General features: G+C 48.3%; 16 protein-coding genes. 10 read left to right on the forward strand and 6 right to left on the reverse strand.

The features are described from left to right. Nucleotides 1-831, reverse strand: coding sequence for a sensor histidine kinase (locus PPA03S_RS10375; RefSeq protein ID WP_062322474.1), 831 nt, complete (start codon nt 829-831; stop codon nt 1-3). A 302-nt stretch (nt 832-1,133) separates the two neighbouring features. Between PPA03S_RS10375 and PPA03S_RS33260 the strand changes: the two genes are divergently transcribed. Further along, nucleotides 1,134-1,301 (forward strand): hypothetical protein, encoded by a 168-nt coding sequence (locus PPA03S_RS33260; RefSeq protein WP_167666009.1) that lies wholly within the window; start codon nt 1,134-1,136, stop codon nt 1,299-1,301. A 132-nt stretch (nt 1,302-1,433) separates the two neighbouring features. Here the strand turns inward: PPA03S_RS33260 and PPA03S_RS10380 are convergent, their stop codons facing one another. The 3 genes from PPA03S_RS10380 to PPA03S_RS10390 form a co-directional block, all read right to left on the reverse strand. Then, nucleotides 1,434-3,266, reverse strand: a complete 1,833-nt coding sequence (locus PPA03S_RS10380; protein ID WP_062322476.1) for a bifunctional diguanylate cyclase/phosphohydrolase — start codon at nt 3,264-3,266, stop codon at nt 1,434-1,436. 296 nt (nt 3,267-3,562) lie between these two features. Further along, the gene (locus tag PPA03S_RS10385; protein WP_062322478.1) at nt 3,563-4,153 is read right to left on the reverse strand and encodes a DUF5317 domain-containing protein; all 591 of its coding nucleotides are present in this window, start codon (nt 4,151-4,153) and stop codon (nt 3,563-3,565) included. Nucleotides 4,154-4,392: 239 nt separating this feature from the next. Beyond that, nucleotides 4,393-5,835: a hypothetical protein gene (locus PPA03S_RS10390; RefSeq protein ID WP_062322480.1), complete on the reverse strand. Its 1,443-nt coding sequence runs from the start codon at nt 5,833-5,835 to the stop codon at nt 4,393-4,395. Between the two features lie 276 nt (nt 5,836-6,111). On the opposite strand from PPA03S_RS10390, the gene PPA03S_RS10395 reads away from it, so the two are divergent. The 6 genes from PPA03S_RS10395 to PPA03S_RS10420 all read left to right on the forward strand — a co-directional run bounded on the left by PPA03S_RS10395 (nt 6,112) and on the right by PPA03S_RS10420 (nt 12,311). Beyond that, a complete protein-coding gene (locus PPA03S_RS10395; protein ID WP_062322481.1) occupies nt 6,112-7,161 on the forward strand; it encodes a BMP family lipoprotein in 1,050 nt (349 codons plus the stop codon). A gap of 109 nt (nt 7,162-7,270) precedes the next feature. Continuing rightward, nucleotides 7,271-8,770: an ABC transporter ATP-binding protein gene (locus tag PPA03S_RS10400; protein WP_062322483.1), complete on the forward strand. Its 1,500-nt coding sequence runs from the start codon at nt 7,271-7,273 to the stop codon at nt 8,768-8,770. Further along, on the forward strand, nt 8,767-9,834 hold the full coding sequence (locus PPA03S_RS10405) for an ABC transporter permease (protein ID WP_062322485.1): 1,068 nt from the start codon (nt 8,767-8,769) through the stop codon (nt 9,832-9,834). Before PPA03S_RS10400 ends, PPA03S_RS10405 begins: the two co-directional genes overlap by 4 nt. Next, the gene (locus PPA03S_RS10410) at nt 9,818-10,741 is read left to right on the forward strand and encodes an ABC transporter permease (RefSeq protein WP_062322487.1); all 924 of its coding nucleotides are present in this window, start codon (nt 9,818-9,820) and stop codon (nt 10,739-10,741) included. The genes PPA03S_RS10405 and PPA03S_RS10410 overlap by 17 nt, the downstream gene beginning before the upstream one ends. 46 nt (nt 10,742-10,787) lie before the next feature. Continuing rightward, nucleotides 10,788-11,459, forward strand: a complete 672-nt coding sequence (locus PPA03S_RS10415; RefSeq protein ID WP_062322489.1) for a sulfite oxidase-like oxidoreductase — start codon at nt 10,788-10,790, stop codon at nt 11,457-11,459. Between the two features lie 60 nt (nt 11,460-11,519). Then, nucleotides 11,520-12,311 carry a nucleoside phosphorylase gene (locus PPA03S_RS10420; protein WP_062322491.1) on the forward strand — a complete coding sequence of 264 codons (792 nt, stop codon included), beginning with the start codon at nt 11,520-11,522 and terminating at the stop codon, nt 12,309-12,311. A gap of 210 nt (nt 12,312-12,521) precedes the next feature. On the opposite strand, the gene PPA03S_RS10425 is transcribed toward PPA03S_RS10420, so the two are convergent. Then, nucleotides 12,522-13,415 (reverse strand): LysR family transcriptional regulator, encoded by an 894-nt coding sequence (locus PPA03S_RS10425; RefSeq protein WP_062322493.1) that lies wholly within the window; start codon nt 13,413-13,415, stop codon nt 12,522-12,524. Nucleotides 13,416-13,625: 210 nt separating this feature from the next. Between PPA03S_RS10425 and PPA03S_RS10430 the strand changes: the two genes are divergently transcribed. Together PPA03S_RS10430 and PPA03S_RS10435 are read left to right on the forward strand one after the other, a co-directional pair. Then, nucleotides 13,626-14,516: a DMT family transporter gene (locus tag PPA03S_RS10430; RefSeq protein ID WP_062322495.1), complete on the forward strand. Its 891-nt coding sequence runs from the start codon at nt 13,626-13,628 to the stop codon at nt 14,514-14,516. A gap of 122 nt (nt 14,517-14,638) precedes the next feature. Beyond that, nucleotides 14,639-14,824 (forward strand): hypothetical protein, encoded by a 186-nt coding sequence (locus PPA03S_RS10435; RefSeq protein ID WP_062322497.1) that lies wholly within the window; start codon nt 14,639-14,641, stop codon nt 14,822-14,824. Between the two features lie 177 nt (nt 14,825-15,001). On the opposite strand, the gene PPA03S_RS10440 is transcribed toward PPA03S_RS10435, so the two are convergent. Then, on the reverse strand, nt 15,002-15,433 hold the full coding sequence (locus PPA03S_RS10440; RefSeq protein WP_062322499.1) for an NUDIX hydrolase: 432 nt from the start codon (nt 15,431-15,433) through the stop codon (nt 15,002-15,004). Nucleotides 15,434-15,862: 429 nt separating this feature from the next. Between PPA03S_RS10440 and PPA03S_RS10445 the strand changes: the two genes are divergently transcribed. Then, nucleotides 15,863-16,345, forward strand: coding sequence for a GNAT family N-acetyltransferase (locus tag PPA03S_RS10445; RefSeq protein ID WP_062322501.1), 483 nt, complete (start codon nt 15,863-15,865; stop codon nt 16,343-16,345). The last annotated feature ends 25 nt before the right edge of the window (nt 16,346-16,370 follow it).

Raw genomic sequence — 16,370 nt, forward strand, 5'->3', positions numbered from 1 at the left:
TTAAGTATGCCCCTTTCCAATGGTCATTTGTGTGTATCCAGGCCTTGAATCGAGGGCGAATGTCCAGCCCATCTGAACGGCGCGTTCCTTAGTTATTCGCAGGCCGTACCGATCCTTGAGGTGCAGTGGATCTCCGCTCACACCAACACCGTTATCGCGGACGCGTACCGACCAGGCAAAAGGAGTGCCGTCTGCAATTACCTGAATATCTGTAGCCCGGGCATGCTTGCGCACATTGAGCAGTGCTTCCCGAACACAAGCGAGCAGCTCCACCTGTTCCTTAGCTGAGAAGAAGGCGCTGTCCAGATTCCATTCCAGATGCGCCGAAGGAACCGTCTCCTCTATAAGCAGTTCAACCTGTGCCAGCAGGGAGGTTCCCTCTGTTACTGCCGCTTGTCCAGGGACATAGCGGAGCTGGGCAATGGCCTGCCGTACGTAGTCGTTAACCTCATGTACTGTTTTGCGTATTTCCTGTATTTCATTCTCGTGACCACTCCCAGCCAAGCTGCGCTCGGCCTTGTCTGTTTTTACGGACAGAAGAAAAAGAGACTGCGATATGCCGTCGTGAAGTTCACGGGCCAGTTGGTCCCGCGCTTCGAGCGCCGCTTTGGATGCGCGCTCCTGCTCCAGTGCAGCCCGGGCGCTTTCCAGCATATTGAATAGACGGCTCAGCAAGGTGACGCTTATGAGGTAAAGGATAACGGGAGTAAGCCAGTTCCCCGCATCCATGGAAAGGTAGGGCATCAGGAATTGGTGACGGATGTATTCCCAGAGGCCAACCGTGAATGTGGGGACCAGCAGAATCATCCACTTAATCTGTTTGTATGACATGAATACAAAACTCCTTTGAGATAAGATCCACTTTTATGTATCCGTTTCAAGGGATGGCACCATTATAACGCAAGCTTGCCCCAGACCCTAGTCTGTCTTTTTCGGAGGAATTTGGGGTGTATAAGGGAGTATTTAGAAGGATATCTAAGAACAACCGGGGGTGAAATTATGTCACGCAGGGTGAGGCTTGGTGAGAACAGATGAGCGAAGCTGTATCCATTTTCCCTAAGGAAGAAGGTCCTCTATACTTATAAAGAACATAAAAATCATGACAAAAGATGTTAAGGAGTGGACGCAACAACATGAATCAAGAGGTATTGGAACGTCGCAGTGAGTTGCTCAAGAAGAACATTCATCAGATGCTTATTCAAGACAATCAGCACGGAATCAGTCGTCAGGATAACATGTTTTTGCAGCAGATGATTAAAGAGCTGCATCAGACTTCATACGAACTGAATACTACTCGATAAGTAGAATCTGCACGAGAATGAAGCAGTCTGGTGTACGATTCATTCCATCATGAACATGAAAATGGCGCTATCCCCGATCAGACCGGGGGTAGCGCTTTTGGCTTTACCAAGCGTTATCAGGGGGCATGGCCGCTACACCATGTACTGCTGTAAGCTCCGTTTTTGAATATATCGGATGAACAGCTCGGCCAGCTCGGGATCGAACTGTGAACCTGAGCACATCTGCAGTTCCTTGATCGCTTCGTCCACGTTTTTCGTTTCCTGATACGGTCGCTCCGTCGTCATTGCGTCAAAGGAGTCAATTACCGTGAGCATACGGCATAATCGGGGAATCTCACTGCCTTTTAGACCATAAGGGTAGCCGGCCCCGTCATATCGTTCATGATGCAATTCAATATAGGGAATCAGATCGGCGAAGCGTTCGTTGGTCATGGCCATTTTTTTGCCCCAAGTGACATGGCCCTTGATGGTTTCCCATTCTTCCGCAGTAAGCTTCTCTTTCTTATTGAGGATGGACCATGGAATCTCGAGCTTTCCGATATCATGAATCAGAGCACCCAGCACGAAATTACGCTTTTCCACATTCTCGAGCTCCAGCAGCTCACTTAAATCGAGCGCATACTTGTATACGCGTTTGGAATGCTTGAATGTATCCATATCCTTATATCGAAACAGATTGAGCTGCTGCTCGATATCCCGTACATCCTGAACCAGATCGATCTCATGCTCCATACCATCATTGCTGCCGTGGCGATGAACATTGTTTTTTCCCTGTTTCTTGGCATAATACAGCGCCTTGTCTGCCTGATCCACAAGTTGGGACTTGTTATACATATCCACCTCGTAACGCGCCACACCTGCAGAGAATGAAAGGCAACCGTGCGGAAAGACTTCAACCCCTTCAAAAGGCGTATCGTTTAGCTGCTTACGGAGCTTGTTCATGAACGCATAGGCTTGGTCCAGGTCTATCCCCGGCATGAGCAGGGTAAATTCTTCACCGCCATAACGAAAAGCAGTGATGTTCGAGCCCTCGGTCTTCCGATTGAGAAAATCCCCAAGAAGGGCGAGCAGACTGTCACCTTGCAGGTGACCGAAGCGGTCATTATATTTTTTGAAATCATCAATATCGATGAGCCCAAGTGAAAGAGGGGTTCCCTGGGAACGAGCAATAGCGAGCTCACTCTCCAGCATGCTTTCGAAATGGCTGTGGTTGAACAGACCTGTGCGTTGATCGGTATTCGCCTTTTCCTCGATACTCTGATACATGATGAACAGCTGTTTGAACGCGTGAGATAGCAGGATGCTGAGACTCAAATAGAGAAGCAGGCCAAGCACGCCATTATGCACGACAAGAATGGTCAGAACAAGTGACAAAATCAATGTACATAAATAGACAAGCAGGGACTCGGTAACGAACGCGCGCTTCATCTGCTGTAATGCATCCTTTGTTGAGAAGTGAAAGAACATCCCGAGGGTAATTGTATTAATAATGAAATACGCGGCGAGTGCTGCAAAATAAGGCAACAGGTTGTATCCGTTGAGTGCTCCCGGCATACCACCAGTCCATGTAAACACCGAAGCAGCTCCGGCAATCATGAGGCTGTAAATGCTGAAGTTGACGATATGTTTCCACCAGGCCAGCTTGCGATCCTTGATTAACAAAATGAGGGAAACGGGCAGCAGAACAGACAGACTGAACGCACCGCCGAACATGAAGATACAGGCGAGGTACACGGATGAGTCCATGGATTGCTGATTTCCCTTGGGCGGTATCTGAAATGTGAAATAATCCAGAATCAGCGCTGCACCGAGCATCGTGTAGACCATTACCCATTCGTCAGTAGATAGGCGGAAATACGACCATTTGTTCAAATATAAAAAAATCCCGATGCCTGCGCAGCTGAGCAAGACAACATACATGCTGCTTCGATCTGCTTTATGGATAAGGTTACGAATAAAGTTCATAAAAATTCTCCTGCTTGGTTTAGTCTGCTCTTGATGTGTATATATCGGTTTGTACTATATTGATGTATACCATAACAAGTTACCTCCCAAAAATCCAGAAAGAAAAAACAGGCCGCTGGCAGCCTGTTTGTCTTGGATGGCGAGTTTATGTACTAGCCTCCCAGTTTGTAACCAGAAGTCAATGCAACAACGACAGAAGCGACGATGATCGCGTTGATGACAATGCGAGAATACTTGATGCCTTCGAATTTTTTCATGGAATAGACCTCCCTTCCTTGGAGTCTGTCCTACTCACTTTATGCCTGATGGGTTTCGGTGGCTTGTACCGCCTTACTGCTTCGATTCACCATCATGTACTGGATAAACAGGAAGATGCCAACGTTCATGACAACATCACCAATGCTGATGACCTGAGTACGCGGGTACGGGTTGGACAGCGGGATAATATCGCCAAGAAAGGATAGCCGAGTCGAGGCATCCATCATAAAATGCTTCGAGATTGCGCCACCTTCCCGCAACATATCTACATAATAAGGGCCTAGCACGGCCGAGGCTTCAATGGAAACCGGCATGCGTCCGCCATTCACTGCCATGACTATAAAATTGAGAAGTACCCCAATCCAAATCAGCATGAATCCTTGGTAATGCCTGTTCAACCATAGAAACGCGAGGCCAGTGATATACACAGCGGCAAACAGATAACCGTTAATGGATGCGACCCACGCCAACTTCTCCTGTAGGAAAAAGATGCCGAATTGGGCCAGTAACAACAACGGGAAAATCCAGCCGCCTCGCAGCTTGAGTGCTGCGAACTGGTGGAGCCCATACCGGAATCCTCCCCGGAAGAGTCCAACGATCAAACCAAGCAGAATACCATCGTATACCATCAGTAACTCCTGTTCGTGCGGATATGTGTAATGTCATTGCGTGTTTATGTACCTATGTTATTCGACCTTTTACTGGTAAATCCTGCAACGAAATCATGTTATCAGCAAAAGAAATTTGCAAAAAAATAAATAAAAAACCGTTTTTACGAACCAAAGGGTCGAAACCCTTGTAAAGTTCAATAAAAACGGCATTTAATGGAGTCAAAGAATGTTGATTATTGCAAAGTGTTGCGTGTGATCTATTCGGATTCTCCATTCAGATAGTTGAAAAATGGTTGATCTACCCAGAAGGTGTAACTGGAGATGTTAGCCTCGGGAGCCAGCTTGCGGAAGCCTTCCTGAATGGCTTTGGCATTCTCTTTCAGGGAGAACGATTGTGCATAATAGTTGCCAAGCGTAATTTTGGTATTGGCAATCACAGGGTAACCTGCAATTTCTGTTGGGGAGTAATACAGCGGCTGCCACCAGGAAGCGTAGATCAAGGCAGACGTATCATCGCTGTTCTTTTTGGCATATTTCGAAATGATGTCATTGAAACGGGCTTTGTCCGCCGTATTGTTAAACTCAAATTGAATATCATATTCCTTGGCGTAGGCAATATAGTTGCCGTTCTCAATCTGTGTCACCTTGTAATCCGGTGTTTCCTTAGGCTCGCCCCATTCTTTTAAATAGATGAAGGCCGACGTCTTCGGCTGGAACTGCACGTCAGCATCAATGCCCTCGCTGCGCAGCAAACCAATCAGCTGAACCGCATGTTTGATATCGTCATGTCCATAGGACAGTGTCAGTTCATCAATAAAGTTGGAATTATAGCGATTATCCTTCAGGTTATATCCTGTGACGAGATTGTCTCGCAGAGCCTGATCCACAATCTGTTTCAATTCTGGAGCCTCAATAAGATCCGCTGTACGGTATGCATCATATAGCTTGGAATAGATGTCGGCATCACCGGAGCGTCCAATCTCATGTTTATATTTACCCTGACTTGTCAGTACCCGTCCAAGCAAGATGTTGGCAAAGTCGGAACTTGCATCGCCGCCCTTGCGAAGCGCGGGGTACAGGCTTTCCGGGATCAGACCTGTATCTATGGCAGCGGCCAGTTCCTGTGCGGCTTGTCCTTGAACACGATTCGGGCTAATGCCGAGTTTCGCAAGTGCCTTCGCTGTCTTAGCTTCAGGATATGTATAGGCCAGCTCTTTGAATCCGGCTGCTTTGACTGCGATGAAGACAGCAGCATAAGTACTCAGCTTGTCGTTGGCACGAATTTCCGTGCCTGACAGGATGCCATTGTTATATAAGGAAAGGGTAGCATCATAAGTGGAATCATCCGGGGTTAGATCGGTAAAATTCGGTGCCTTGGAATCACTGTCACTTCCCTTATCCGCAGTAGCCGCTTGATCTGCCTGGATAAGGGCGGCAACCGCCTGTATAAAAGCACCCTTGGTTAACGGCTGGGGCAATTGCACATTATACTTGGCCTGCAAAAATTGAGCGTAGTCGGCAGCGCTTTCGGAATAGGAAACCGATGGAGCCTGAGATACCGGGCCGGAGGCACTCTGAGAGGCAGTTTGTCCCACTGGCTTGGCATTTGCTGCTGAAGCCGAAGCGGGCAAACCGAAGCTGCTGAATGTAACCGGAGCGGCTAGTAGTGCCGAAAGGGTGATCTTGGTGATCTTTTTCAAATGAATAGCCTCCTTAAAATAGGTTGGAAAATAATGAAGATCAGGGTATAATTCTGACAAAACCTATCTGAATATAATAATTGGATTGACTTTAGCACGGAGAAGTACTGGATGTCAACGGAAAAAAGCCTGATATATAGCTCCTTCCAGCACTTCGGAACATTCAAAATAGCAATTATATTTGATTTGAGTGTAAACGCTCAAAGATTTATTGACAAGGATCGACAGTATCCGCTAGGATTATAAAAAAGATTATTGAAAAGGGGAATTTTCGAAATGAAAAGAGGTTTATCGTTCGTCTTATCGATCATGATGTTGGCTATTTTGTTGGCGGCTTGTGGAACTTCGGCTTCTAAAGACGAACAATCAGCCCAAGGTAACGATTCCGCCCAAGGCGGCAATTCGGAGAAATCACTGCGCATGGCGCTTGTCCTTCCTGAAAAAATCGGGGTTAACCCATTCTTTGTACAAATGGATGAAGGCTTCAAAAAAGCAGGTGAAGAGTTTAAGGTGGATACCAAAACGATTGAGTCCACAGATCCGGCAGCATTTGAGCAAAATCTGCGTGCCGCGGTTGCGGAGAACTATGATCTGATTATTACAGCAACTTTCCAGGCAGAAGATGCTTTGAAAAAGGTTGCTGCGGAGAATCCGGACAAGTCCTTTGCCATTGTGGACACCACCGTTGATCTGCCGAACGTTCGAAGTGTTGGTTTCCGTGAATATGAAGGGGCGTATCTGCTTGGTGCAGCTGCAGGATTGTCCACGAAAACAGATAAAGTCGGCATGATTGCAGCCATGGACGTTCCATTGATCAAGAAATACACCGAAGGTTTCAGAGCCGGTCTGGAATCGGTAAATCCAAAAGCGGAATTCCTTGTAAACTATGTTGGCGGATTTAATGACGTAGCCAAAGCAAAAGAGCTGGCCTTGGTACAATTCGGCAAAGGCGCTGACTTCATCGCCGGTGCATCTGCTGTAGGTGATCTCGGCGTGTTCGAAGCCGCGAAGGAAAAAGGCTTCTATACTTCCGGACAAGATACGGATCGTACCGTTGAAGATCCGGAACATATCGTATTGTCTCAATTGAAGTCGACCGACACGGTTGCTTATCAGACCGTGAAAGATTTTGTAGAAGGAAACTTCAAGGCAGGCGCTGTAAACTACGGTCTGAAAGAAGATGGCGTTGGCCTGACTTATGTAACACGTGATAGCGAATCTCCGTTGAATGCTTTTGTTGGACAAGAAGTAATCGACAAGGTTAAAGCGATCAAGGACGACATCGTATCCGGCAAAATCGTTGTGAAAGATCCATTGCAACAGTAATATTGTTTGTTCCATAAGTAAGTGATGGAGTTGATCAGCCGGCTGCCCGACCAGGCAGCCGGTTTTGCTGCTATTTAATGCCCGAGGCCGAGAGGAGAGAACGCGAGATATGCTGTTGGAGATGGAGCAGATTACGAAGAAATACGGCGGCTTCACCGCTAATCGGGACATCCGTTTTAATTTGCGAGAAGGAGAGATTCATGCCCTCGTAGGGGAGAACGGAGCTGGTAAAACAACCCTGATGCGCATGTTGTATGGCATGGAGCAGCCCTCATCAGGCACAATCAAAGTTCGTGGACGCGAGGTAAGCTTCGCTACACCGTCTCAGGCCATGGCAACCGGTATTGGCATGGTGCATCAGCATTTCATGCTGTTTCCTTCCTTTACGGTTGCCGAGAACATCGTGATTGGCCGTGAACCGTCTGCGGCAGGTGTCTTTGACCGCAAACAGGCTGCGGCCCAGGTGAATGAGCTCGGCAGAACGTATGGCATGCCGGTTGATCCATGGAAAAAAGTATATGAATGCCCACTCGGCATGCAGCAGCGTGTTGAGATTTTGAAAGTGCTGCATCAGGGCGCGGATATCATTATATTGGACGAACCATCAGCGGTATTGACACCGTTGGAAGTGAAAGAACTACTCGCGAATATGAAGTCCCTTGCCAAGCTCGGCAAAACATTTGTGTTGATCACGCACAAGCTGCAGGAAGTTATGGATGTAGCAGACCGGATCACGGTTCTTCGTGATGGTCAGGTGACAGGCACGCTGGAAGCGAAAGACACGAATGTAGAGGAACTGTCTCGCCTGATGGTTGGGCGTGAGCTGGTACGCATGGACAAGCAGCCATCCGTTCCGGGAGAAGCTGTGCTGCAGGTGGAAGCGGTGAATTTATCGGGGGCGGAGGACCGTTCTGCACTTAAGGATATCCATATGGAAGTTCGAAAAGGCGAGGTTGTTGGGATCGCCGGTATTTCTGGAAACGGTCAGTCTGAACTGATCCAGATCATTGCGGGACTACGCAAGGCAGAAAGCGGTCGCGTTCTGCTGTCAGGACAGGATACGACGAACTGGCCTGTGCGACGCATTCGGGAGCATGGACTTGCCCATATCCCGGAAGACCGCTATATGTGGGGAGCGGCGAAGGATGCAAGCGTTCGTGAAAATGGACTGATGGGTCATCATCACCGGCTTCAATCACGCGGGATCATTAAAGCAAAGGCTGCACGGACCATGGTGGAGAACTGGATCAAGCAGTTCAGCATCAAAACCGGTTCTGCGGAAACGAAGGCACAGTTCCTGTCTGGCGGTAACTTGCAGAAGCTGATTGCCGCGCGTGAATTTGCCCAGGATACGCCGTTTCTGATTGCGGCTGAACCTACACGGGGCGTAGACATCGGAGCGATGGAGACCATTCATGCCGAATTGCTGCGCAAACGGAATGAGGGCGCGGGTATTTTACTCGTTTCTTCCGAGTTGTCCGAGATTTTGCAATTATCTGATCGGATCATTGTCATGTATGAAGGCGGAATCGCTGGTGAATTGAAGGCAGATGAAGCAACAGAAGAACAGATCAGCTTGTTGATGGCAGGAGGGAAAGAGCGGATATGAATCGGGTAAAAGAAACACTTCGCGGACTCGTACAGCCGCTGCTTGCCGTATTCATCGGTTTGCTTGCAGGAGCTGTAGCGATTCTGGTCGTTGGCGGGTCCGTAGTGGATACGTATGCGGAGATGTGGAAAGGGGCCTTCGGCAACTTTTACTTCTTCACCAACACATTAGCACGTTCCACGCCAATTATTCTCGCGGGATTGGGCGTAGCGCTCGCGTTCCGTGCCGGATTTTTCAACATGGGTGCTGAAGGTCAGATGGTTCTCGGCGGACTTAGTGCAGCGCTGACAGCGCTATACCTGCCGGGTCCAGGCTGGTTTGTCTGTATTGCAGCCATTGTGGCGGGGATCATTGCCGGTGGAGTCTGGTCGCTGTTTGCAGGCTGGTTGGATGCCCGCTTTGGCATGAATCTGTTGATCACCACGCTGCTGCTCAACTATATTGCGATTTACTTTGGTGGATACATGGTATCCTATCCGTTTAAAGACCGCACTGGATCGGCGGCGATGGCCCAGACACCCATGATTGATCAGAGTGTCTGGCTGCCGAAGCTGTTCCAGGGCATGGGACTGCATGCCGGATTCATCATTGCGATCGTAGCGGCTATTCTCATCTACTGGTTCACGCACAAGACGGTAACCGGTTATGAGATTCGCATGCTGGGCAGTAATCCTTCGTTTGCAGCGTATGGCGGTGTGCGCCGCATCCGCATGATGATGCTGTCCATGATCATCAGTGGTGGACTCGCAGGCCTTGCGGGTGCAGGAGAAGTGCTGGGTACACAGTACCGTTTCCTAGATGGCTCGTTGTCATCTGCTAGTTATGCATGGAGCGGCATTATGGCAACATTGCTTGCCCGCTCGCATCCGCTGGGGACAGCTGTAGCGGCAATCCTGCTTGCGGCGCTCCAGACCGGTGCCATGGGGATGGAACGGAATACGGATGTACCGCTGGAAGTTGGCAGTGTGATCCAAGCTGTATTGACGTTATTTGTATCGGCTCAGATCGGATATTCATTCCTGAAGCGGAGAAAGGAGAAAAAGTCCAATGCAACAACTGTTTGATGCAGCCATGTTTGGCTCAACTCTGCGGATTATGACGCCGATTCTGCTGGCAGCACTCGGCGGGGCTTTGTGCTCCCGTGTCGGTCTGTTCAATGTGGGTCTGGAAGGACTCGTACTGATCGGCGCTTTCTCCGCTATTGTCGGTAACTATCTGTTCGGTAATGTACTGCTGGCCGTAATTTTCTCGATTGTGATCGTCATGTCGTTCTCTGCGCTGTTTGCTTTTATTAGTATTAATCTGAAGGCGAACGCCATTGTGGTCGGGATCTCGCTTAATTTTCTGGCAACAGGACTGACGACGTTTGCGCTGCGGGCGATTTTTGATGTAAAGGGTGCGTACTACGACAGGGATATGGTGGGACTCCCCAAATGGGACATCCCTCTTATAAAAGACATTCCGTGGGTGGGCGATGTGATCTCAGGGCATAGCCCGCTGGTGTATTTGGGAATTATTATCGTCATTGCCTTGCAGTTCTATCTGTTCAAAAGTGTCTCCGGTTTCCGTCTTCGTTCGGTTGGCGAGAATCCGGTAGCGGCACAGAGTATCGGCATCAAGGTGCGCGGTATTCAATATGGTGCAGTTCTGATGTGCGGCGTATTATGCGCCCTGGCGGGTGCTCAGCTCTCGCTCGGTCAGGTTACGATGTTTACCGAAGGCATGACCGCAGGTCGCGGGTTTATCGCATTGGTAGCAACCATGCTGGGTCAAGCGAATCCGCTTGGCGTTATGGGGTCCAGTGTGCTGTTTGGATTCATGGAAGCACTCAGTATTCGATTGCAGGGCTTCACTCTGCCAACGCACTTTACAATGATGCTGCCGTATATTGTGACATTGGTAGCCATGTTCTTCTTCAAGGATCGTACCTATGCACAAGATGCACTCAAAGCGGGCGGAAGCTCGCGTTAATTCCTGAATGTTATGCTGGAGGCATATAAAGAAGGAGGAATCACACATGCATAATAAGGCTGAACGTTTGAAAAAAACGAAAAGCCCGTCATCCAAAGCGGGTGCCGAGCACGGAGATCGACTGCCACCGGGGCAGGTACTGACTGAGAAATTCCCGATTCTGCATGAAGGTGAAGTGCCGGAATATGATCTTTCCACCTGGGACCTGAAAGTATTCGGGGAGGTTGAAGAGGAGAAGGTGTTCTCCTTCGCTGAGCTTCAGGCCATGCCGCAAGTGAATACCGTCAGTGATATCCACTGCGTCACCCGTTGGTCCAAGTTCGACACGCCGTGGGAAGGCATTCGGTTCTCGGATTTCATCAAGCTTCTGGGTGTCAAACCGGAGGCAAAATACGTCATGATCCATGCAGATCATGATTATGAGACGAATGTTCCACTCGAAGAATTGATGCATGACGATGTATTGCTTGCTTTTAAATATAACGGCGAGCCGCTTACACCGAAGCACGGTTATCCATTGCGTCTGGTTGTTCCCCAGCTCTATTTCTGGAAGAGCGCGAAGTGGATACGGGGTCTGGAATTCATGAAAGAAGACCGCAATGGCTTCTGGGAAGTCAATGGGTTCCATCATTTTGCCGATCCATTCAAGGAACAGCGCTTCTCGGGAGAAGATCTGCCGATTCCGGAAGACGAATGGACGAAGAAGGAATTTGATTAAAAAGAGTTTGAGTATAGGAGTTTTGAGTAAAAGAAGTTTGATAAAAAGGAGTGGATGAACATGTTGCTGCCCATTTTGCAAATTCATTCAGAAGACATGCCCGCTTATGCCATCGTCTGCGGTGACCCGGCACGGGCAGAGAAGATTTCCCGCAAGCTGGACGGAGCAAAGGAACTCGCATTTAGCCGCGAATATCGTACCTTTGTAGGGGAGTTCGAAGGGGTACAGATGGCGGTGGTCAGCCACGGCGTAGGTTCTCCCGGAGCAGCTGTCTGCTTCGAAGAATTGATTCGGGCAGGGGTAACAACCCTGATACGTGTTGGTACAGCAGGCTCGTATACCGCGGATTATCCAGCGGGCAGTGTGATCGTCAGTACGGCAGCCGTTCGTACGGACGGGCTGACACGTCAGCTGGTACCGGATGGTTTTCCTGCGGTAGCAGACATTGGCGTGACAAGTGCATTGATCGCCGCAGCCCGTGGGCTGAATAGCGGTGCAAGCAGCGAAGCAGCTATTGTTGATGCGGGTACCCCAGCCCTGGGCGGAGGCAAAGTCGGCGCGGGGATTACCGTGACGCTGGACGCCTTCTTCGCCGGGGTGGAAGATATTCCGCATCGCAAATACAAGCAGGCAGGCGCGCTTGCCGCCGAGATGGAGATTGCGGCGCTTTACATCGTCAGCACGTTGCGCGGTGCACGGGCGGGAGCCATTGTTGCCATCGACGGCTTCGCGGACAGCGATCTGGCTGCCGAGTATGACCCGCATACGGATGCGGTAGCCCAGGCGGTGGAGCACGAGATTGAAGCCGCACTGCGTGCGCTGGCTGCAATCGCTCGTGAGGATCGGGCATAAAGCTGAGATCTTCAGGGCATTCTATGGTGCTGCTGGTAAAAAGCAAAACACGTAAATGATGTCCATCTGAGGTGGACAATACTAGGAGGGCGTTCCAAGGTCAGAACATTGACCTTGGGACGCCCTTTTGTTTGCGGGTATATGGAGCATTTACTTTCTTTCCATGTGAGCCATAGATGTACTGCGCACCCGCACCCACTCTTTACTCTACTATACGGACTGTTGCCCAAACAACTGCTGCGCAGTCTCAATAAATAACCGGGATGCAGGAGAAGCTTCAACAAGTGAAGGAACGGCAATCTCAATATTGCGGTAGGCTTTCGGCTCTGTGGGGAGTGCTTTTACACCCGGAGGCAGCCAGGATAGAGAGATGGCAGGCAGCATGGCGGTCCCGAGTCCCTGCTCAATCATGCTGAGACAAGTGTTTACGTTATACACGACAAACCCGAACTGTAATTCTGCCTTTGCTCGATGGAACAGATCAACAATCGGTACCTCGTAGCCGCCTTTACAGATGATCATGGGGTGCTTGTCCAGCATCTGTACGGGGAGAATCTCCTGATTTGCAAAAGGTTCATCGTCCCGAAACACCGCCAGCATCTCCTCGCTATAGAGTGGAAGCGTCTCATAAGCCACATCAACTGGTTCTTTATCTGTAGCAATAATGAGAGCCACATCAATGGCGCGTGAACTTAGCCACTCCTGAATTTCAAGGATGTTCCCCTCGTGCAGCTCAAACTGAACCTGAGGATAGCGGTCCCGAATCGAGCGGATAATCTTCGGCAGCAAATGGGCGGATGACATCGGGAAAGAGCCAATACGAATCGTACCAATCTCCAACCCTTTTTCGGCGGCAACGACCTGCTGTACCTTATCAAATTGCTGTAAGATTCGGCGGAAAATGACCAAAATTCGCTGTCCCACATCGGTAAGCACAATGCCGTTTCGTCGGTCCCGTATGATTAGAGTCACATCCAGTTCATTTTCCAGTGAAGAGATGGCTCGGCTGACTGCGGGCTGAGTCATATTCAGTTCCTGGCCTGCACGTGTGAAACTTCCTGTCTCTGCAATTTTCACAAATAACTGCAATTGTGAGTTGTTCATAACAAATATGGTATGCTCCTTATGATTAACATGCATTTCAATTATTTCGATCCTTATTGTATCATGAAGACACGGAACGATCAAAGAACGGATGTAGAACGGGTCTGGGTCGGATTCCAAATGATTTGCAGGCACAGAAAGAGCGCAGGATAATGTGTACGATTAATTAAACTGCGCCTGTAGATGTGTGCCGGATAGGAGAATAAACATATGGCTTTATCACGTGCAAAAGCAGGCTGGGTCCTGGCTTTTCTAGTACTCATGTGGGGAGTGAACTGGCCCCTGACCAAATACGCATTAAACTACACACCGCCACTTATATTCGCGGGCATGCGCCTGTTAATCGGGGGCTTGGTACTGGGGTTATATGCTTTTCCCCGCTACAAAACGCTGCGGCTGAAGCAAACCTGGCATATCTATGCCATATCTGCAGTGCTTAATATTATTTTCTTCTACGGCTTTCAGACGATGGGGCTGACGGAAGTGCCGGCAGGATTATTTTCATCCATCGTGTTCCTCCAGCCTGTGCTGCTCGGAATCGGGGCCTGGTTATGGTTGGGAGAGTCCATGTATGGAATGAAAATTGCCGGATTGGTGATCGGTTTTGCAGGCGTGGCTACGATCAGTATTGGCGGCATGACAGGCAAAGTATCCCCTGAAGGGGTTATGCTTGGGCTGTTCAGCGCAATTAGCTGGGCGATTGGAACCGTATATATGAAGCGAACTTCAATGAAGGTCGATGGAATCTGGATGACAGCCATTCCGATTCTGATCGGCGGAGTTGTGCTGACATTGACAGGTACGGTGACGGAGAGCTGGGCAGATGTGCAATGGGTGCTTCCTTTTATACTGGATATGCTGTTTATTTCGGTGTTTGTCATTGCGTTGGGCTGGCTCGCATTCTTCAAGCTGGTCAGCTCTGGCGAAGCCAGCAAAGTAGGATCGTTCACGTTCCTGATTCCGCTGATTGCCCTGCTGTGCAGTGTGCTGTTCCTCGGAGAGTCGGTGACGGTCAATCTGATCGCAGGTCTGGTTATGATTATTGCCAGCATCTTGCTTGTGAATGTTAAAGTGAAAGGTAGTAAGGTGGCGAAAATATAAAGTATGCGGTGAGCTTTCTTCAAGTGGTGATGAACCTTATATACATTCAGAATGACAATGCAAAAATTGGGTAAGTTATATATAGGAACATCACCATGAATACGAAAAAGGAGGACTCCAGCATGACACAACAGAACAATCAACCTCAGGATGAGGCAGAAATTCGCAACAAACTGGATGAAGACGGGGATTCCTTGATGGAGAAAAAGAAAATTTTGAGCGGTGTGGATATTGAGCCGCAAGCAGACGAATGGTCTGCCAAGCCATCACCTGTAGCATTTGATGAAGGCAAATCATCCAAAGAATAAGAGGAACCAAATATAGCTTAAAAAGAAGCGGGTACCGTTAAGGTATCTGCTTCTTTTTATAAGGCTATGTTAAAGTCTAATGTTGATTTTCCAGCATAAGAAAACCGCCTTGGTGAATAAGGCGGTTCTTTGAGCTATGGTCTCAGATAGTTGAATAGACTAAATAATGCTCCCAGACTATTCAAACCACTGTCTTGGTCCGATGATGTGGAATAATTGATTACTATCAGTATTCAAAGCTTCCTGTATACGTGCAATAGTGAAGTCGCTAATCGGTCTAGGCAAATCATCTACATTGTAATATTTACATTCTGTTACCTCCGCAGCATCAGGCTGTGGTTGTTGATTATGGACTACCTTACACATGAATGCAAAATGATGCATATCGTGAGCGGGTTCATAATACACGCCTGTTAAGCGACCTACGGCGACTTCAAGACCAGTTTCTTCAAACACTTCTCGCTTTGCAGTATCCTCTGCGGATTCATTAAGCTCTGATAACCCTCCTGGTAGTTCCCAATTGTATTTTCCGTAGTTATGTTTTACTAGAAGAATTCGCCCTTCTGAATCCATGATCACAGCAGCTGCCCCGACTGTTTTTTTTGACATTTCGTATCCCCTTTGATTTTTTTAGAAATAAGTTCCATATTTTAGAGGTGATTACCTGTATTTGTTGCGGTCTATTAAAGTAATCTGCCAGTTAGCTTAACAAGAATAAGCAGATAGCCGAAGTTTGGTATTCGTATCGGCACAGTAAATAGATATGATTTTACCAACATATTCTCCTTATTCGATGAGGTATTCTCATATTCCTTGCTGTCTATATAACGGAACCAAGCCAATTAATGTTGCAAATATTTGGTTGCAGCACCATTGAAGCGGTCTTTTATAAAATAAGAAAAGGATAAGCTCTGGAGGATCATCGTTCTGATATTTAAGGGAATTTTCCGCAACACGCAGTCGGGGTTCATGAATCACATCGACAGATGTTTTTTTATTGTATAATCATGGAAACGTTTGTGAGGGGAGAATGTGAAGATGAGTGAGATTAACATTAGACGGGCTGTCATCGGAGATTACACGGGAGTATCTGCATTAATGGATGAATTGCATCACTTGCATGTGGAGGCTCGGCCAGACGTATACAGAGAGTTGCAGACGAGAATGAGCCATAAGGAATATGAGCAACTACTGGGGACGGATCAGCGGTATCTATATGTTGCAGAAATGCTGGATAACAGTGAAATTGTTGGATATGCGAGCGCACAATTAAATGTTATTCAAAATGTGGACTTGTTACTGGATCGAAAGATGCTGTATATCAATGAAATCATTATGGGCAGCAAGCATCGTGGACATGGGAGAGGCAAACAATTGATGCAGGTATTAATTGAGCTTGGTAAAGAGATCCAGGTCGATAGTGTTGAACTGACCGTGTCTACGTTTAATACCGGTGCCCAGGCTTTCTATGAGCAGATGGGTCTGGCTGTACGCAGCAGCAGAATGGAATACATACTATAATGCGCCTGTACAAAGACTAATGGAA

Source organism: Paenibacillus pabuli NBRC 13638 (assembly GCF_001514495.1).
Classification (GTDB): Bacteria; Bacillota; Bacilli; order Paenibacillales; family Paenibacillaceae; genus Paenibacillus; species Paenibacillus pabuli.